Raw genomic sequence first — 16,800 nt, forward strand, 5'->3', positions numbered from 1 at the left:
TTCAGGCCGGGTAGATCGCGCCGAGCACGCGCTCTCCGCGCGCGCCGGTCACGCTGGCGAGGTTCCCCGCCTCGCGACGAACGCTGGCGCGGGCAAGCCAGGCAAATGCCGCCGCCTCGACCTGCTGGGGCGGCAGGCCGTGATCGGTCGATGCCGCGACGGTCACGCCGGGCAACAGTGCGCGCAGGCGGGCCAGCAGATGGTCGTTCAGGGCGCCGCCACCGCAGACGATCAGCAGCTTGCTGTCTTTTCCGTAGCGCTTCACGTCCGCTGCGCAGGCTTGGGCGGTCAGTTCGGCCAGGGTGGCCTGCACGTCCTCGGGCACCATCACCGTGGTGCCGAGCTGGGCGGCGAGCCAGTCCGGATTGAACAGGTCGCGCCCGGTGCTCTTTGGCGGCGTCCTGCCGAAGTACGGATCGGCCAGAAACTGCGCGAGCAGGCCGGGCAGCACCTGTCCGCTGGCTGCCCACTGGCCGCCGAGGTCGAAGGGCCGGCCCTGGTGGGCCTGGCACCAGTGGTCCATCAGCGCGTTGCCGGGGCCGCAGTCGAAGCCGAGCACGGAGGCGCCGCCAGACGTGTTCGTGGCCGGCAAAAAGCTCAAATTCGAAATGCCGCCGATGTTCAGCACCGCGACCGTCTCGTCGGCCCGCGCGAACAGCGCTCTGTGAAAGGCCGGCACCAGCGGTGCGCCCTGGCCGCCGGCCGCGAGATCGCGGCTGCGGAAATCGCCGACTACATCGATGCCGGTCAGCTCAGCCAGCAGCGAAGGGTTGTTGATCTGGAGCGTGTAGCCGACTTCGTCGAACTCGAGCGGCCGGTGGCGCACGGTCTGCCCATGCGCGCCGATGGCGGTGACGGCGCGGGCGTCCGTGCCGCTGTCCGCCAGTAGTTGGTGGACCACGCCGGCATAGGCGCGCGCGAGCCCATTGCCGGCAAGGGCCGCCCTGTGCAGTTCGTTGTCGCCGGGAGTGTTGAGCGCAAGCAGTTCCGCGCGCAGTGCCACGGGAAAGGCGGCCGTGGCGTAGGAGCGCACCGCGATGCGGCCGTCCGAGAAATCGGCGAGCACGCCGTCGACGCCGTCGAGCGAGGTGCCCGACATCAGGCCGATGAAGAGATCGGCCGCCATTTGCCGGGTGATCAGTCGGCGCTGGCCTGGATGACGGAGAAGGCCGCGGCCAGTTCGGTGCGCGCGCCGATGGCCACGCGCTCGAAGGCGGGACGCATGGCGGCGGTGATCGGTGCGCCGCCTTCCTGTGCGATGGAGGTCGGGTCCTGGTAGACGCCGCCCACGCGGAATTCGAAGTGCAGGTGCGGGCCGGTGGCCCAGCCGGTGGAGCCCACCGCGCCGACCGTCTGGCCCTGGCTCACGGCCTGGCCCGCCTTGACGTCGATGCGGCTCAGGTGCGCATACGCCGTCTGCTGGTTGTTGCGGTGGTTGATGATGACGATGTTGCCGTAGCCGTTCTGCGTGCCGGCGAAATCGACCGTGCCGTCGCCGACCGAACGCACCGAGGTGCCGGTGGGCGCCGCGTAGTCGATGCCGTTGTGCTGGCGCCAGCTGTTCAGGATCGGATGCATGCGCATCGCGAAGCCGCTGGACACGCGCGAGAACTCGACCGGCGTTGCAAGGTATGCCTTGCGCAGGCTGTCGCCGTTCGGGCGGTAGTAGCTGCCCTTCTGGCCCGCGCCCGGGGGCTGGAACCAGACGGCCTGGTGGATCTTGCCGTTGTTCTCGAACTCGGCCGACAGTACGCGGCCGCTGCGCAGCGCCTGCCCGTCGGCTTCGAAGGTCTCGTACACCACGGCGAAGCGGTCGCCCTTGCGCAGGTTTCGCACGTCGACGTCGCCCGCGAAGATGTCGGCCAGCTGGCTCGCCACTGCGTCGGGAATGCGCGAGTCGTCGGTGGCGGCAAACAGCGAGGTGCGGATGGTGCCGCTCGCCAGGCGCGTGCCCGGGGTGAGCGAATCGCGCTCGGTCACGCCGGCGAAGCCGGTGGGCGTGCGCTCGATGACGAAGCGCTTGAAGCCGCCGTCGCCATCGGGAATCCAGCGGGCGCTGAGCTTCTTGAGCTGGTTTTCCTGCGTGGCCTCGGCCGTCACGGTGCGGCCGGCGCGCGAGAACAGCGCATTGCGGGCTTCCACGCTGCCGCGCACGAAGGCGGTGGCGGCCGGGTCGGAGATGCCCAGGCGCTTCATCAGCGCGTCGGCGGTGTCGCTCGAGCGGGTGACGTCGGTGCGGAAGAGTGTGAAGCTGAAGTTCTCGAGCGATTCGCTCTGGTCGGCGAACGAGACGGGCGCCGTGGCTTCGAGGATCTGGTGGACCGGGAGGTCGGATGCGTCGGGGCCGAGGGAGGCCACCGCGAGGGTGCCGGCGCTCAGCAAGGCGGCAGCGATGACCGCTGTGATCTGCCTGGGGTACGTCCGGAATGTATAGGCCACGCGAGAAGCGAGAAGCTCCTCGGCGGCAAGAATGCCGTTGATCAAACTATGAATTCCAGCTCAGGTTCTGCAGGTCCGTGCTGCAAGGCCCAGTAACGTTCAGGGCGGCAGGAGACGGTGCGGAAAGAAGCGCCGCTTAGAATTCGGCGCTTGAAAAGTCGGGCTGAGTATAGCTTCGGCACCCCAAAAATCAGCCAAAAAAGCCCGTAAAGGCCGAATCTGTTACATCCATGAGCCTCTCGAATAGTGTAGGACGCGCGCTCGAAATCTCCCTCCGGGGCGCTGACGAGCTGCTGCCGCAGGACGAATGGGTGCGCAAGCTCCAGCGCTCCGAAGCGACCGGAACCCCGTTGCGGATCAAGCTGGGCCTGGACCCGACGGCGCCCGACATCCACATCGGCCACACCGTGGTGCTCAACAAGATGCGCCAGCTGCAGGACCTGGGGCACCGGGTGATCTTCCTGATCGGCGACTTCACGACCACCATCGGCGATCCTTCCGGCCGCAACAGCACCCGCCCGCCGCTCACCCGCGAGCAGATCGAGGCCAACGCTCAGACTTACTACAAGCAGGCCAGCCTGGTGCTGGACCCCGAGAAGACCGAGATCCGCTACAACTCCGAATGGAGCGACCCCCTCGGTGCCCGCGGCATGATCCAGCTCGCCGCCAAGTACACGGTGGCCCGGATGATGGAGCGCGACGACTTCAACAAGCGCTTCAAGGCCGGCCAGTCGATCTCGGTCCACGAATTCCTTTACCCGCTGATGCAGGGCTACGACTCGGTCGCCCTGAAGAGCGACCTCGAACTGGGTGGAACCGACCAGAGGTTCAACCTGCTCGTCGGCCGTCACCTCCAGCAGGAGTATGGCCAGGAGCCGCAGTGCATACTCACTATGCCGCTGTTGGAGGGGCTCGATGGCGTTGAGAAGATGTCCAAGAGCAAGAACAACTACATCGGCATCAGCGAGGACGCCAACACCATGTTCGCCAAGGTGCTGTCGATCTCCGACGACCTGATGTGGCGCTGGTACACGCTGCTGAGCTTCCAGTCGCTCGAGCAGATCGCGGCGCTGAAGGCCGAGATCGAGGGCGGCCGCAACCCGAAGGACGCCAAGGTCGCGCTGGCCAAGGAAATCACCGCGCGCTTCCACAATGCGGCGGCGGCGGACGCGGCCGAGCAGGATTTCATCAACCGCAGCAAGGGCGGCGTGCCTGACGAGATTCCGGAAGTGTCGCTGTCGGGTGCACCGCTGGGCATCGCCCAGGTGCTCAAGCAGGCAAACCTTGCGCCGTCGACCTCGGAAGGCAACCGCCTGATCGACGGCGGCGGCGTGCGGATCGACTCCGCCGTGGTCAGCGACAAGGCGCTGAAGCTGCCCGCAGGCAGCTACGTGGTGCAGGTCGGCAAGCGCAAGTTCGCTCGCGTGACCCTGAGCTGAGGCCGGCCGGACTAGGTCCGCTTCTCAGCGGACCTCGATCGTGACGCGCCGGTTGCGCGGCTCGTCCACCTCGTCGGCGGTCGGAATGGCCAGGTCGCGCTCGCCGCGGCCCACGGCCTCGATGCGGTTCGCCGGGAACTGGCGCTCCACGAAGAGCTGCGCCACTTCCTGCGCCCGACGGCGCGACAGTTCGTCGTTCTGCTCGCCGCTGCCCTTGGTGTCGGTGTGGCCCGTGACCACGATGTCGCCGCCGCTGCGCGCCAGGGCTGCGGCCAGCGCCTCGGTCATGATCTGCTGCGACGCCGCCGTCAGCGTGGTGCCGCCGAGCTCGAAGTACACCGTGTATCGCTGCGGCGGGGGCGGGCGCATGTCGAACAGCGACTTGTTTTCAGCCTGCACCTTGGCCGGGTCGACCTTGTCGACCACCGGCGCGCCCTTGGCGCCCACCGCGGCCGTGGCGCGCTGGTAGGGCGTGGAGAGCACTTCCTCCCCGTCCTTGGCGCGCACCACCACCCCGGAAGCAGAGCCATCGGCCTGCGGCAGGAGCACAACCCGCGTGCCGGGCGTCGAGCACGCGGCCAGCAGCGCTGCGGCCAGCGTGGCCGCGAAAAGGGATGCGAGGCGGGAGGATTGGAGTTTCGGCATCTTCATCATGGTTGGCCGTCTGCTTGCACGATGAAGTCGGTGCCGCGGATGCCGATGGTGGCGGTCTGCGTTTCGACCCGAACCGCGTCGGGGTTGGTCTTGCCGATCAGGCCGGTGATCATGCGCATGGAGCCGCGCAGCAGCGAGAGCAGCATGCCGCCGTCGCGCGTCGTGCCGTCGAAGTGGAATTCCTTGAGGTCGAGCCGCGAAGAGGGGCCGACCACCAGCGTCGTGTCGTCGCGCAGCACCACGGAGGCGGAGGAATCGGGGCCGGTCACGATGCGGTCCACGGCGCCCAGTGCATCGCCGGGGCTGGCGGTGCGGGCGGCGCCGGCGCCGTTGAGCAGCTGTACGCTGCCGCGCACGGATTTCACGAAGCCGGCCTGGAGATCGGCCTTGGCGGCGGGCGCGGCAGGCGTGGTTGCCGCGGGTGCGGGAGCCGCTGGCGGCGTCTGTGCTTGTGCCAGCGCGGCCCCCGCGATGGCGAGGCCGCCCAGGGCGGTCACGAGGTTTTTCATCATCTGGCTCTCTGCAAGGAACTGTTGCGCAATGGTCGCAAATATTAATGCGAAGGCGTTACATATGGACACGAGGCTGATAATTCAGGCAGTTTCTGCGGCCTTTTACCGCTTTTTGCGTTGCTTCCTGCCCCTTTCCTGATGGCTCTTGCATGATGTTTACCCCTAAGGCGCTGCTTCGCGTGTCGATCGGTGTGGCATTGATCACGATCGTGCTCAAGGGCCTGGCCGGCTACATGACGAACTCCATGGGCCTGATATCGGACGCCATGGAGTCTTTCGTGAACCTGGCGAGCGCCATGTTCGCGCTGGCCATGGTGACCATCGCCGAACGGCCGGCCGACGACGAGCACCCCTACGGCCACCACAAGGCCGAATACTTCTCCTCGGGTTTCGAAGGCGTCCTGATCGTCGGCGCGGCCATCGCGATCCTCTGGGTCTCGGTGCAGCGCCTGCTGTCTCCCCAGCCGCTGGAGCAGCTGGGCTGGGGCCTGGCGCTGTCGGTGCTGAGTTCGGGCTTCAATGCCGGGCTGGCTTTCGTGCTGTTCCGCGCGGCAAAGGCCCACCGCTCGATCGCGCTGGAGGCCGACGGCCGCCACCTGATGGCCGACGTCTGGACTTCCGCCGCCGTGCTGGCCGGCATCCTCGGCGTGCTGCTCACCGGCTGGCTCTGGCTCGACCCGGTCCTGGCCATCGGCGTCGCGTTGAACATCGCGCGCGAGGGCGTCAAGCTGGTGTGGCGCTCCTCGCAGGGGCTGATGGACGAAGCCCTCGACCCCGAAACCCTCGCCACCGTGCGCGCCACGCTCGAAGCCTTCGCCGCCCGTGTGCCCGACGGCGCACGGCTGCGCTTCGACGACATGGTCACGCGCAGCGCCGGCCAGCGCCGCTTCGCCGACCTGCACATGCACGTGCCCGGCGAGTGGACCCTGCAGCACGCCGCCAGCATGCGCGACGAACTCGAGCAGGCCCTGATGGACGCCGTGCCCGGCCTGCGTGTCACGATCCAGCTCCTGCCCCTGACCATGGAAGCCCGCGCCACCCAGGCCGGCGAACATCACCCCGTATGAAAGCTGTTCTCCAGCGCGTGGCGAATGCACGCGTCGACATTTCCGGCCGCACCGTCGGCGCCATCGATGCAGGGCTGCTCGTGCTGCTGTGTGCCGAGCGCGGCGACGTCGATGCGCTCGCCGACCGCATGCTCGCCAAGATCCTCAAGCTGCGCATCTTTGCCGACGAGGCCGGCAAGATGAACCGCAGCGTGCAGGACATCGGCGGCGGCCTGCTCGTGGTGAGCCAGTTCACGCTGGCGGCCGACGCGAGTGCCGGCAACCGCCCCAGTTTCATCCAGGCCGCGCCGCCCGACGAGGGACGCCGGCTCTACGAATACTTCGTGGCGCAGGCCCGCACCGCGCATCCGGTGGTTGCCACCGGCGAATTCGGCGCCGACATGCAGGTGCACCTGCTGAACGACGGGCCGGTCACGATCCCGCTGCAGATGACGGCGTAGCGGCTGCTGTCGATCTACTTGCCGTACGGGCTGCGGATGCCCAGCCCCGCGAGGATCTCGATCTCGTAAGCCTCCATCTCGTCGGCGTCCGCCTCGCTGGTCTCGTGGTCCCAGCCCTGCGCATGCAGCGTGCCGTGCACCAGCAGGTGCGCGTAGTGGTCGGCCAGCGTCTTTCGGTTTTCCTTCACCTCGCGCGCGACCACCGGCGCGCACAGCACCAGGTCGGCTATCACCAGCGGGCTTTGCGCATAGTCGAAGGTCAGCACGTTGGTCGCGTAGTCCTTGCCGCGGAACTCTCGGTTCAGGCGCTGGCCTTCGTCGGCATCGACGATGCGCACGGTGATCTCGCCATCGATGTCGAGCGCATGGCGTATCCAGCGCGTCACGCTGTGGCGCGGCAGCGCCGCGCGATGGCGCTCCACGCCCTTGAAGCGGCCGAACTGCAGCGAGAGCGAAAGTGCAGGGAGCTTCGATGCGGCCATTTCAGTGATTCCCCGCGCGCTTGCGCTGCCCGTCGTAGGCATCGACGATCTTCGCCACCAGCGGGTGGCGCACCACGTCCGCGCTCGTGAAGTGCGTCATGGCGATGCCGTTCACGCGCTTGAGCACGCGCTCCGCGTCGATCAGCCCGCTGAGCTGCTGCTTGGGCAGGTCGATCTGGCTCACGTCGCCCGTCACCACCGCGCGCGCGCCGAAGCCGATGCGCGTGAGGAACATCTTCATCTGCTCCGGCGTGGTGTTCTGCGCCTCGTCGAGGATCACGAAGGCGTTGTTCAGCGTGCGCCCGCGCATGAAGGCCAGCGGCGCGATTTCGAGCGCATTGCGTTCGAAGGCCTTCTGCACCTTCTCGAAGCCCATCAGGTCGTAGAGCGCGTCGTACAGCGGGCGCAGGTACGGGTCGACCTTCTGCGTCAGATCGCCGGGCAGGAAGCCCAGCCGCTCGCCCGCCTCGACGGCCGGCCGCGTCAGCACGATGCGCTGCACGGCGGCGCGCTCCAGCGCATCGACCGCGCAGGCCACCGCGAGGTACGTCTTGCCGGTGCCGGCCGGGCCGATGCCGAAGGTGATGTCGTGCTTCGCGATGTTGTCGAGGTAGATCGCCTGCGTGGGCGTGCGCGCGCGCAGGTCGGTGCGGCGGGTGACGAGCATCGCCATGTCGTCGTCGCCATCGAGCATGCCGCCGTCGCCGGCCAGCGTGAGCTGCACCACGGCCGCGTCGATGGGGCGCTGCGCGATCTCGTACAGCGCCTGCAGCACGTCCATCGCGCGCTGTGCGGCGGCCTTGTGGCCGTCGACCTTGAACTGCTCGTGGCGGTGCGCGATCTTCACGCCCAGTGCTTCCTCGATGCGGCGCAGGTGTGCGTCCAGGGGGCCGCACAGGTGGCTGAGGCGCGAATTGTTCAGTGGGGTAAAGGTGTGTCGCAGAATCACGCCGGACATTTCAAGGAAAAAGGGCACCCATGATAGGCAAACTGACCGGCACGCTGGCCGAACGCAACCCGCCGCAGGTGGTTGTGGACTGCAACGGGGTCGGCTACGAGGTCGACGTGCCGATGAGCACGTTCTACAACCTGCCGAACGTCGGCACCAAGGTTTCGCTGCTCACGCACTTCGTCGTGCGCGAGGACGCGCAGATTCTCTACGGCTTCGGTACCGCCGAGGAGCGGGCGGCTTTTCGCCAGCTCATCAAGATCACCGGCGTGGGCCCGCGCACCGCGCTGGGCCTGCTCTCGGGCATGAGCGTGGGAGAGCTCTCGCAGGCGATCACCACGCAGGAACTGGGCCGACTGGTGAAGATCCCCGGCATCGGCAAGAAGACCGCCGAGCGGCTGCTGCTGGAGCTCAAGGGCAAGCTCGGCGCCGACATCGGCCTGCCGGCGCACGCGGCCTCCGATGCGCAGGCCGACATCCTGCAGGCGCTGGTCGCGCTGGGCTACAGCGACAAGGAAGCCGCGCTCGCGCTCAAGGCGCTGCCGAAGGATGCGACGGTGAGCGAGGGCATCAAGATGGCGCTGAAGTCGCTGGCCAAGTAAGCCTCGGCCAGCGGGAGGCCGTTCACTCGAGCGTCAGCCCGATGTCTTTCACCAGCACGCTCCAGTCGTGCAGGTCCTTCTGCATCGTCGCGCCGAACTGCTCGGGCGTGTTCTGCGGAAGGTCGGTGAAGTTGAGCTCTCGCAGGCGTTGCACCACGGCCGGATCCTTCAGCACCTGGTTCAACGCCACATTGAGCTTCTTCACGATGGCCGGTGGCGTCTTCGCGGGCGCCAGCACCCCGTACCAGGAGTAGTTCGTGAAGGGGTAGCCGGCCTCGGTCATCGTCGGCACGTCGGGCAGCATCGGGATGCGCGAAGGGCCGCTGTTCGCCAGTGCCTTCAGGCGGCCGGCGCGCACCAGCTCCACAGTGGACGACATGTCCGCGAACGCCGCATCCACCTGGCCGCCCATCAGGTCCTGCACGCAGGGGCCGCTGCCCTTGTAGGGCACGTGCGTCATCGCAAGGCCTGCCTGCTTCTTGAGGCTCTCCATCGCGAGGTGGCCGCCCGAGCCGTTGCCCCACGAGCAGTAGTTGAGCTTGTCGGGGCGCGCCTTTGCATAGGCGACGAATTCCTTGAGCGTCTTCACCGGCAGGTCCTGCCGGACCAGCAGCAGGTTGCCGCCGCGCCCGATCTGCGCTACTGGCGCGAAGTCCTTCACCGGGTCGTAGGGCAGCTTCCTGTAGAGGCTGGGGTTCACCACCATCGCCGCGGCGTAGGTGAACAGCAGCTTGTAGCCGTCGGGCGTGCCGCGCGCCGCGAGCTCGGTGCCGAGGATGCCGTTGGCGCCGGGGCGGTTGTCGATGATGAAGGGCTGCTTCAGCCTCTTGGAGAGCGCGTCCGCGATCAGCCTCGAGATGGTGTCGGTGCCGCCGGCGGCTGCCGTGGGGACGATCAGCGTCACCGGCTTGTCGGGGTAGGCATCGGCCGAGCCTTGCGCGTGAGCGGCGGTCGCGCCCCAGGTCGCGAGCGCGCCCAGGGCCAGCATGCGCAGTCGGCGCTGGAGGCGTGTTGTTCTCATGTCTTGTCTCCTGTCATCTGTATCAGTGAATGCCGAAGCGCCCCTGCGTTCCCTGCTCGATCATGTCCGCGCCGACGCGATACAGGTTGCGCGACACGTAACTGGGCACCTGCCGCGCGCGCTCGCGCAGCCATTCGGCCTTGAGCGAGCGCGCTTCCGCGATCTCGGGCGCGTCGCCCTCGGCGATGGCCAGCAGGTCGATCACATGTAGCGCGAGCTGCCAGTTGCCGTCCTTCGCGAGGCTGCGCGCATGCGCGATCACGCCGCGCTTGTCGGTTATGGCCTCGCCCACGGCCCGGCCGATGGTCTCGGGCGCCTCGGGATGCAGCGAGGTCGGGTTGCGGTCCCACCAGCCGTTCTCCGAGCGATAGATGTCGCGCACGATGTAGCCGGGGTCGCCATACGTGGGCTTCATCCACTCGACGCCGAACAGCTCGTCGGGAAAGCGGATGCGCGCCAGCACGCCGCGCTCGTTGAAGCCCTCGTTCATCAGCCGCACGACCTCGGCGCGCAGCCAGCGCAGTGCCCGCGCGGTGTGCGTGAGCACGTGCCGCACCTGCTCCTCGCCTTCGAGCGTGGCGCCGAACTCGCGCACCGCCTTGCGCGCGCCGAGCGCCGCGAGCGCATCGAGCGTGTCGGCCCAGCGCACCGTGTCGCGCATCGTGCGAAAGGGCGTGCCGATGTTGGGAATCGAATCGATCAGCGCCGCGCCGCCGTACAGCACGCGCTGCGACGGGCTCCACAGCGCGATCGCGTCGTCGGTCTCCGAAGGCGCCCAGCGCAGCTCGATGCAGCTGTCGCCCTGGCCGATCTGCAGCCTGTCTTCGAAGGTCTCCGTGGGCGCGTGCATCGTGAGCCGCCGGTCGAAGAAGCCAGCCGGCCGGTTGAACTGGATCTCGGCCATGCGGTGCTGCAGTGCCTCTGTCTCCCGGTAGCGGGCCTGGCGCCGCAGCACGTTGCGGTGCGCGATGACGCGCGGCGGCGCGTCCCCGCGCTGCGCGGCATGCGCGAGCCACATCGGCACGCCGGAGTTGTAGCCCACGTGCCCGTGGCTGTAGCACAGCGCATGCAGCGGCGCGTTGCTGAGCTCGCGCACCGCGTCGATCATTCCCTGCGTCACCGGACCGCCCGGCCCTGCGTCGATCACCACGAGGCCGGCGTCCGTCTCGGCCACGAAGGATTGGCCCTGTCCGCGCAGGATGTGCAGGCCCGGCGCCACCGTCTCGGTGCCCGTGCCGACGATGAGGAAAGGCTTTTCCTGTTCCGTGTCGTTCGTGTTCATACGGCCTCCCCGGTGCGGACCAGCGCCGGCAGCGCATAGCGGCCGTCCAGCATTTCCTCGCGCGGCACGTAGGCGCGCAGGCAGAGATAGAAATCGCCGGCAGGTGCCGGCAGCCAGTTCGCATGCGCGGCCTCGCCTTCGGGGCGCGCATGCTGGATGTGCAGCGTAAGCCCGCCATCGGCGTCATGGCGCAGCGCTGGCGTTCGGTCGCCGATGGCGTAGCGGCCGATGGGGTTGTCCACCAGCATGTAGTCGCGGCTGTCGTACATCGTGAGCGACCAGAAGGCCTCGACCGGCGGCAGCGCGCCGGGCGCGAAGCGCAGCGTGTAGCGGCTGCTTCCGTTGAGCTTGCGCCCCGAAGCGTCGTTCCACGCCAGCGGATAGGTCGCCTCGCGGCTCTCGAGCATGCCGATGTACTTGAGCGCCACCAGCGCGCGCGCCAGGTGGTCGTCGCCGAAGCTGCCTTCGACCAGCGGCATCTGCACCCAGCCGGTGGAAGACGTGGTGCCGGATTGCGCGCCGCGCAGCTGCGGCAGCACGGCATCGAGTGCGTCCTGAAGCACACTGCGCTGCGTGTCGTCGAGCGCATCGACGTCAGGTCCGAGACCGAGCGAGGCGAAGCGGGCGATCAACCCGGCATCGCGCGCGGGCGGCGGGTTCTCGCGCAGCGCGCGATTCACCTGCGCCGCGAAGTGCTCGGCGGTCAGCGGCGCTTTCGGATCACAGGCCGGGTCGAAGTGCCTCGGCATCGAAGATGCCTTGCCCGCCTGCCAGTCGCCGAGCGTGCGCACGATGAAGCCGTCCTGCAGCGCATTGACGGCAGGCACGTCCTGCGGCCCGTCGACCAGGATGCGCCCGATGACCCACAGCCAGCGCGTCGGCGCTTCGATACGCGCGCCCGCCTCCCGGAACGCGGCCGGCAGTTCGCCGTGCCAGCCCGGTGGCGTGACGAGAAACGAGCGCGCGGTCGTGCCCGTGAGCCGCTGGCCGATGTGCGCGAAGGGGTTCGTGTAGAAGTCCAGCAGGCCCAGCACGTAATAGCGCCCGGCCGTGTCCGGCACGTCGATCACGAGCGGGCCGTCGCCCAGGTCGAGCCAGGCGTTGGTGTAGAGCGTGTCGTTGTTTGGCGTGACCACGCGGCTCTTGCCCGCGCCCAGCAGCTGCCGCGCATGCGTGAACACGTTGCACCAGCGATGAGGCTTCGGAGCTTCTCCGGCGATGTCGGTGCGTTGCGGCGAGGTGGCCGCGCGCATGCGGCTCATCTCGTAGAGCGGAAAGGCGTAGACGACGGCCTCCTCGGCCAGCGTGCGCAGTTCGTTGTCGATGGTCGCTGGCATGGCTCAGCCTTCCCGTGCCTGAAGGGCCGGAACGCGCCAGCTCTGCACGCCTTCGCGTGGGTAGTACATGCGCAGGATCAGGTAGAAGCGCCCGGCCGGCGCCGGCAGCCAGTTGGCGGCGTCGGCCGGACGTGCGTGGCTCATGTGGATCTCCAGGCTGCCGTCGGCGCCGTGCTTCAGGCCGGGCGTGCGGTCGCCGATGGCGTGGCGCCTGATCTCGTTGGGGTAGAGGAAACGGTCGGCGTCGTAGAGCGTCACCGACCAGAAGGCATCCGCTGGCGGAAGGTCGTCGGCTTCGAAGCGCATGGTGTAGCTGTGCTTGCCGTCCAGCGGCTCCTGCTTCGCGTCGTGATGCGCAGCGGCGTACACGGCCTCGCTGGTGGCCAACGCGCCCAGGCCCAGGTAGGCGGTGCGGGCGCGGCCGAGGAACTCGTCGCCGTAGCGTCCAGTGGCGGGCGCCATCGACCAGGGCTTGGGACGGCGGTTGCGGCCTGCCGCACCGACGAGCTGCACGCCTTCCGCGAAGCCCTCGATCAGGCCCTCGCGCGCGGGTTCGTCCAGTGTGTCCCACGAGAAGGCGGCATCCGGCCGCAGCCCGGCCTGGCCGAACCAGGCCACCAGCGCACGGTCTTCCACGCGGCCCGGTGCCTCTGCGAGTTCCCGGCACATGTTGGTGAAGAAGCGCTGTGCCACCTGTGCAGCCGGCTCGCCGTTCTCGAAGGCGGCGGCCATCGCGTCCACCAGAGGGCCGTCCCAGTGCTCGACCGCAGCCGGCCGGCCCTGCAGTGCCGTGCCGGGGGCGGGTGCCAGCCTGATCTCGGCCTGTAGCGCGCGTGCTGCAGGCCAGTCGCTCTCGTCGCCCACCAGGATGCGGCCGATCAGCCAGACGAGATCGGTGGGGCAATGCACCACGCGATGGCCGGCGAGCGATGCGGGCACCATGCTGTTGGGCCCGACGAGCACCACGGTCTCGCCCTCGGGGTTGCAGTTGCGTGGTCCGAGGTTCTCGAAGTTCTCGGTGTAGGCGTCGTACAGCGGCAGCACGAAGTAGCGCCCGGGATGGCGCGACGACGCGGGCACCGTCAGCAGCATCGGCCCAGGGGCCAGGTGGACCCACGCGATGGTGTAGAGCAGATCGTTGGCCGGCGTCACCACGTCGCGGTCTTCATGGGTGGAAGGGCGCGGCGCGTGGTGCAGCGTGTTCAGCGGCGCACGCACGTCCGAGCCGTGCGAGGCACCGGCGCGGCGCTCGGCCTGCGGCGCGGTCTGCATGGCGCAGGTGCGGTAGGTCTCGGTGAGCGGGTAGCCGTAGACGAAGGCGGCCAGGCCGATGGAGCGGGCGAGTGCCTTGCGCGCGAGGAAAACGGCGAGATTGGGATCGGGAGCGTTCATGGTGGATGTCTCTTTGCTGGAGTTCATGGAATGCGGATGGACGGCGCTCAATCGAGCTTCACGCCCGTGGCCTGCGTGAGCCGCAGCGTCACCGGAAGAAAGGCCTTGTAGGCAGCGCTCGCCTCGGCCGGCAGGTTGCCGACGGGCTCGGCGCCCAGTTCCTCGATGCGCCGGCTGACTTCCGGCTGGCGGACCACCGCGCTGACTTCGCGCCCGAGCCGTTCGATCACCGCGTCGGGCGTCTTCGCCGGGGCCATCAGCGAGGTCGGGCCGGTGAGCGCGTAGACCTCGTCGGCGTAGCCCTGCTCGGCGAAGGTCGGCACGTCCGGCAGCGCTTTCGCGCGGCGCGGGCCGGCCACCGCCAGCGGTCGCAGCTTGCCGGCCGCGATGTACGGCTGCAGCGTGGTGACCGAGCCGACGGTCATGTTGATGACGCCGCTGATCAGGTCGACCGCCATCGGGCTCTCGCCCTTGTAGGGCACGTGCAGCGTCTGCAGGCCGTAGGTCTTGTCCATGTAGACCTGGATCTGGTGCGGCTGCGTGCCAGGGCCCCACGAGCCCATCGTGTACTTGCCGGGCGCGGCCTTCACGGTGGCGATCAGGCTCTTGAAGTCCTTCGCGGGTACCGAGGGGTGCACCGCCAGCACGGTGCGCGTGGTGGCGATGTCCGAGACCATGCGCAGGTCGGTGCGCGGGTCGTAGGGCAGCTTGCTGTAGAGCACCATGTTCGCGGTGACCGGGCCCGGCACCGTCAGCAGCAGCGTGTAGCCGTCGGGCGCGCTCTTGGCGACGTAGTCGGTGCCGATGATCCCGCCCGCGCCGCTGCGGTTCTCGACCACCACCGGCTGGCCCAGCCGCTTCGACAGGCCTTCGGCCACGATGCGCGCGAGGATGTCGGTGGAGCCGCCCGCCTGGTACTGCACGATGATGCGAAGCGGCTTCGACGGAAAGGGCGCTTCGGCCTGCGCGCCGCCTGCCACGAGGGCCAGCATGGCGCCGATGCCGAGTGCGGCACGTTGTCTCTTCGATGTCGTCATGCGATCTGTCTCCGGTTGTTGTTCATCCGGCGCGTCCGACGACCAGCGCGTCGACCGCCACGCAGCCGCCATCGGCACGAGGCCGCGCGATCAGCGGGTTGATCTCGGCGCTGTCGAGCGAATCGCCGCAGCGCAGCGCGAAACCGGCCAGCGCGCACAGCGCATCGGCGATCGATTCGAGGTCGACAGGCGCACGGCCGCGCGCGCCGTCGAGGATCGCGAAGGCGCGCAGCTCGCGCACCATGGCCAGTGCGTCGTCGCGCGTGATCGGCAGCGCGCGCAGCGACACGTCGCGCAGCGTCTCGACGTGGATGCCACCCAGGCCGAACATCAGCACCGGGCCGAACACCGGGTCGCGGTGCACGCCGGCGATGCATTCGACGCCGCCGCCCAGCATGCGCGCCACCAGCGCGCCGTCGAGCCGCGCATCGGGCCGGGCGGTGAGCGCGTGGTCGCGCGTGCGCTCGAAGGCCGCGCGTGCCTGCGCCGCGCCGCGCAGGCCGAGCGCCACGCCGCCGACGTCCGACTTGTGCGGGATGTCCGCGCTCACGATCTTCACCACCACCGCGTCGCCGATGGCTTCGGCGGCGGCAGTGGCCTCATCGGCGCTGCGCACCACGCGGTGCTCGACCACGGGCACGCCGGCTTCGGCGAGCAGCGCCAGGGCGTCGGGTTCGGACATGGTGCCGGGTGCGAGCTTCAGCGGATTCGAGGCAGGAGCCGAGTCCGCCGCAGGCGCCGCACCGGTCTTCAACCCGGCCAGCGCGGCAATCGTGCGGATGCCGTCCGACGGATCGGCGAAAACCAGGCAGCGCATCGCCTCCAACTCGGCGCGGCGCTCGGGCGCCAGCAGGGTGCTGATGGCCAGCAGCGTGTCGGGATACGCCGCGCGCAGCGAGCCCACCAGTTCGCGCAGCACAGGCCAGAACGCATCCGACGCACCGGCCGCCGCCAGGAAGCCCATCCACGACGCGAAGCCGCGGTCGTCGAGCATCACGCGCGCGCTGCGCTCCAGCAGGCTCATGTCGTTCGTGACCTGCCCCGTGATGTCGACCGGGTTGCGCGGCGCCGCGAAGGGAACCCAGCTGCGCAGCGTGTCCTGCGCGGCCTCGCTCAGCGGCTGCACGTCGAGGCCTTGCGCCGAAGCTTCGTCGGCCATCAGCGCGCCCACACCGCCCGAGAGCGTGAACAGCCCGATAGAGCGGTCGCGCGGCCGGCCGGCCACGGCCGCGCTGTGGGCCAGGTCGAAGAACTCGGTGAGGTTGCGCGCGCGCAGCACGCCGTACTGGCGGAACACCGCGTCGTACACCGCGTCGTCGCCCGCGAGCGCGGCCGTGTGCGAGGCGGCAGCCTGCGCGCCCAGCGCCGTGCTGCCGACCTTGACCATCACCACCGGCTTGCCGTTCGCCTGCGCGAGGGCCAGCGCGGCGCGCAGCCGGGGGCCGTCTCGGCAGCCTTCCATGTAGCCCATGATCACGTCGGTGGCCGGGTCCTGCGCGAGCCAGGCCAGGCAGTCGGCGAACTGCACGTCGGCCTCGTTGCCGGTGGTGGCCCACAGCGACAGGCCGACGCCGCGCGCCCGTGCCATCGAGTAGGCGTACGCGCCGAACGCGCCCGACTGGCTCACCAGCCCGATGCGCCCCGCCGCCACCCGGCCCACGCCGGGCGCCGGCGAGAAGGTCGCGTAGACATTGCGCGCGATGTTCATGAACCCCAGGCAGTTCGGGCCGATGAGCCGCACGCCGGCCGCACGCGCCTTGTCGCCGAGCCGTGTCTGCGCGGCCGTGCCCTCGGCGCCGGTCTCGGCGAAGCCTGACGAGAACAGCACCACGCCCTTCACCTTCGCGGCGATGGCGTCGTCGAGCGCGCCGTCGACCAGCGCGGCTGGCACGGCGAGGATGGCCAGGTCCACCGGCTGGCCGATGGCGCGCAGGCTGGGCCATGCCTGCAGCTCCTGGATGCGGTCGGCGTTGGGGTTGACCGGGTAGAGCGCGCCGTCGAAGCCGAAGCGGCGCTGGTAGTCGACCGGAATGCCGCCGATCTTCTGCGGGTTGGACGAGGCGCCGACCACCGCGATGGAGCGTGGCGCGAACAGGGCCGAGAGCGATTCGGCCTGGGAACTGAAGAAATCCATGGAGCGTGGCGTA

Annotated in this window: 16 protein-coding genes; 4 read left to right on the top strand and 12 right to left on the bottom strand. The window is 69.1% G+C overall.

All coding sequences use genetic code 11. The features are described from left to right. Position 1 precedes the first annotated feature (1 nt). Positions 2 to 1,126, bottom strand: a complete 1,125-nt coding sequence (locus tag EJO71_RS13670; RefSeq protein WP_125949540.1) for an anhydro-N-acetylmuramic acid kinase — start codon at positions 1,124 to 1,126, stop codon at positions 2 to 4. An 11-nt stretch (positions 1,127 to 1,137) separates the two neighbouring features. Continuing rightward, on the bottom strand, positions 1,138 to 2,484 hold the full coding sequence (locus EJO71_RS13675) for a M23 family metallopeptidase (RefSeq protein WP_125949539.1): 1,347 nt from the start codon (positions 2,482 to 2,484) through the stop codon (positions 1,138 to 1,140). 185 nt (positions 2,485 to 2,669) lie between these two features. Here EJO71_RS13675 and tyrS point away from each other — a divergent pair, with 185 nt between their 5' ends. Further along, positions 2,670 to 3,878: a tyrosine--tRNA ligase gene (tyrS, locus tag EJO71_RS13680; RefSeq protein WP_125949538.1), complete on the top strand. Its 1,209-nt coding sequence runs from the start codon at positions 2,670 to 2,672 to the stop codon at positions 3,876 to 3,878. A gap of 24 nt (positions 3,879 to 3,902) precedes the next feature. Here tyrS and EJO71_RS13685 read toward each other — a convergent pair whose 3' ends face one another. Together EJO71_RS13685 and EJO71_RS13690 are read right to left on the bottom strand one after the other, a co-directional pair. Then, positions 3,903 to 4,523 (bottom strand): OmpA family protein, encoded by a 621-nt coding sequence (locus tag EJO71_RS13685; RefSeq protein WP_125949537.1) that lies wholly within the window; start codon positions 4,521 to 4,523, stop codon positions 3,903 to 3,905. 5 nt (positions 4,524 to 4,528) lie between these two features. Further along, complete coding sequence (locus EJO71_RS13690; RefSeq protein WP_125949536.1) at positions 4,529 to 5,044, bottom strand: FecR domain-containing protein; 516 nt, start codon at positions 5,042 to 5,044, stop codon at positions 4,529 to 4,531. A gap of 149 nt (positions 5,045 to 5,193) precedes the next feature. Between EJO71_RS13690 and EJO71_RS13695 the strand changes: the two genes are divergently transcribed. Together EJO71_RS13695 and dtd are read left to right on the top strand one after the other, a co-directional pair. After that, positions 5,194 to 6,111 carry a cation diffusion facilitator family transporter gene (locus EJO71_RS13695; protein WP_125949535.1) on the top strand — a complete coding sequence of 306 codons (918 nt, stop codon included), beginning with the start codon at positions 5,194 to 5,196 and terminating at the stop codon, positions 6,109 to 6,111. Next, positions 6,108 to 6,551, top strand: coding sequence for a D-aminoacyl-tRNA deacylase (gene dtd / locus EJO71_RS13700; protein WP_125949534.1), 444 nt, complete (start codon positions 6,108 to 6,110; stop codon positions 6,549 to 6,551). The genes EJO71_RS13695 and dtd overlap by 4 nt, the downstream gene beginning before the upstream one ends. Positions 6,552 to 6,565: 14 nt before the next feature. Here dtd and ybeY read toward each other — a convergent pair whose 3' ends face one another. Next, positions 6,566 to 7,033: an rRNA maturation RNase YbeY gene (gene ybeY / locus EJO71_RS13705; RefSeq protein ID WP_125949533.1), complete on the bottom strand. Its 468-nt coding sequence runs from the start codon at positions 7,031 to 7,033 to the stop codon at positions 6,566 to 6,568. 1 nt (position 7,034) lies between these two features. Then, entirely contained in the window at positions 7,035 to 7,991 is a 957-nt protein-coding gene (locus tag EJO71_RS13710; protein ID WP_171022515.1) for a PhoH family protein, read from the bottom strand. Positions 7,992 to 8,011: 20 nt separating this feature from the next. Between EJO71_RS13710 and ruvA the strand changes: the two genes are divergently transcribed. After that, a complete protein-coding gene (gene ruvA / locus EJO71_RS13715) occupies positions 8,012 to 8,584 on the top strand; it encodes a Holliday junction branch migration protein RuvA (protein ID WP_093205790.1) in 573 nt (190 codons plus the stop codon). Positions 8,585 to 8,606: 22 nt separating this feature from the next. Here ruvA and EJO71_RS13720 read toward each other — a convergent pair whose 3' ends face one another. From EJO71_RS13720 to EJO71_RS13745, 6 genes are all read right to left on the bottom strand, one after another. Then, positions 8,607 to 9,605: a tripartite tricarboxylate transporter substrate binding protein gene (locus EJO71_RS13720; RefSeq protein ID WP_125949531.1), complete on the bottom strand. Its 999-nt coding sequence runs from the start codon at positions 9,603 to 9,605 to the stop codon at positions 8,607 to 8,609. Positions 9,606 to 9,627: 22 nt separating this feature from the next. Next, positions 9,628 to 10,887, bottom strand: coding sequence for an alkyl sulfatase dimerization domain-containing protein (locus EJO71_RS13725; protein ID WP_125949530.1), 1,260 nt, complete (start codon positions 10,885 to 10,887; stop codon positions 9,628 to 9,630). Then, the gene (locus EJO71_RS13730) at positions 10,884 to 12,224 is read right to left on the bottom strand and encodes a DUF1254 domain-containing protein (RefSeq protein ID WP_125949529.1); all 1,341 of its coding nucleotides are present in this window, start codon (positions 12,222 to 12,224) and stop codon (positions 10,884 to 10,886) included. Before EJO71_RS13730 ends, EJO71_RS13725 begins: the two co-directional genes overlap by 4 nt. Before the next feature lie 3 nt (positions 12,225 to 12,227). After that, positions 12,228 to 13,616 carry a DUF1254 domain-containing protein gene (locus EJO71_RS13735; RefSeq protein WP_125949528.1) on the bottom strand — a complete coding sequence of 463 codons (1,389 nt, stop codon included), beginning with the start codon at positions 13,614 to 13,616 and terminating at the stop codon, positions 12,228 to 12,230. A gap of 47 nt (positions 13,617 to 13,663) precedes the next feature. Continuing rightward, complete coding sequence (locus tag EJO71_RS13740) at positions 13,664 to 14,608, bottom strand: tripartite tricarboxylate transporter substrate binding protein (protein ID WP_240651412.1); 945 nt, start codon at positions 14,606 to 14,608, stop codon at positions 13,664 to 13,666. A gap of 67 nt (positions 14,609 to 14,675) precedes the next feature. Further along, positions 14,676 to 16,787, bottom strand: a complete 2,112-nt coding sequence (locus EJO71_RS13745) for an acetate--CoA ligase family protein (protein ID WP_125949526.1) — start codon at positions 16,785 to 16,787, stop codon at positions 14,676 to 14,678. Positions 16,788 to 16,800 lie beyond the last annotated feature (13 nt).

Origin of the sequence: Variovorax sp. 679 (assembly GCF_003952185.1) — a bacterium.
GTDB lineage: Bacteria > Pseudomonadota > Gammaproteobacteria > Burkholderiales > Burkholderiaceae_C > Variovorax.

What these genes read in the sequence shown, in the direction of transcription:
- EJO71_RS13720 (WP_125949531.1), bottom strand. Translation starts at nt 9,605, where the DNA reads ATGAGAACAACACGCCTCCAGCGCCGACTGCGCATGCTGGCCCTGGGC.
- EJO71_RS13690 (WP_125949536.1), bottom strand. Translation starts at nt 5,044, where the DNA reads ATGATGAAAAACCTCGTGACCGCCCTGGGCGGCCTCGCCATCGCGGGG.
- ruvA (WP_093205790.1), top strand. Translation starts at nt 8,012, where the DNA reads ATGATAGGCAAACTGACCGGCACGCTGGCCGAACGCAACCCGCCGCAG.
- ybeY (WP_125949533.1), bottom strand. Translation starts at nt 7,033, where the DNA reads ATGGCCGCATCGAAGCTCCCTGCACTTTCGCTCTCGCTGCAGTTCGGC.
- EJO71_RS13725 (WP_125949530.1), bottom strand. Translation starts at nt 10,887, where the DNA reads ATGAACACGAACGACACGGAACAGGAAAAGCCTTTCCTCATCGTCGGC.
- EJO71_RS13740 (WP_240651412.1), bottom strand. Translation starts at nt 14,608, where the DNA reads ATGCTGGCCCTCGTGGCAGGCGGCGCGCAGGCCGAAGCGCCCTTTCCG.
- dtd (WP_125949534.1), top strand. Translation starts at nt 6,108, where the DNA reads ATGAAAGCTGTTCTCCAGCGCGTGGCGAATGCACGCGTCGACATTTCC.
- EJO71_RS13735 (WP_125949528.1), bottom strand. Translation starts at nt 13,616, where the DNA reads ATGAACGCTCCCGATCCCAATCTCGCCGTTTTCCTCGCGCGCAAGGCA.
- EJO71_RS13745 (WP_125949526.1), bottom strand. Translation starts at nt 16,787, where the DNA reads ATGGATTTCTTCAGTTCCCAGGCCGAATCGCTCTCGGCCCTGTTCGCG.
- tyrS (WP_125949538.1), top strand. Translation starts at nt 2,670, where the DNA reads ATGAGCCTCTCGAATAGTGTAGGACGCGCGCTCGAAATCTCCCTCCGG.
- EJO71_RS13710 (WP_171022515.1), bottom strand. Translation starts at nt 7,991, where the DNA reads ATGTCCGGCGTGATTCTGCGACACACCTTTACCCCACTGAACAATTCG.
- EJO71_RS13730 (WP_125949529.1), bottom strand. Translation starts at nt 12,224, where the DNA reads ATGCCAGCGACCATCGACAACGAACTGCGCACGCTGGCCGAGGAGGCC.
- EJO71_RS13670 (WP_125949540.1), bottom strand. Translation starts at nt 1,126, where the DNA reads ATGGCGGCCGATCTCTTCATCGGCCTGATGTCGGGCACCTCGCTCGAC.
- EJO71_RS13685 (WP_125949537.1), bottom strand. Translation starts at nt 4,523, where the DNA reads ATGCCGAAACTCCAATCCTCCCGCCTCGCATCCCTTTTCGCGGCCACG.
- EJO71_RS13695 (WP_125949535.1), top strand. Translation starts at nt 5,194, where the DNA reads ATGATGTTTACCCCTAAGGCGCTGCTTCGCGTGTCGATCGGTGTGGCA.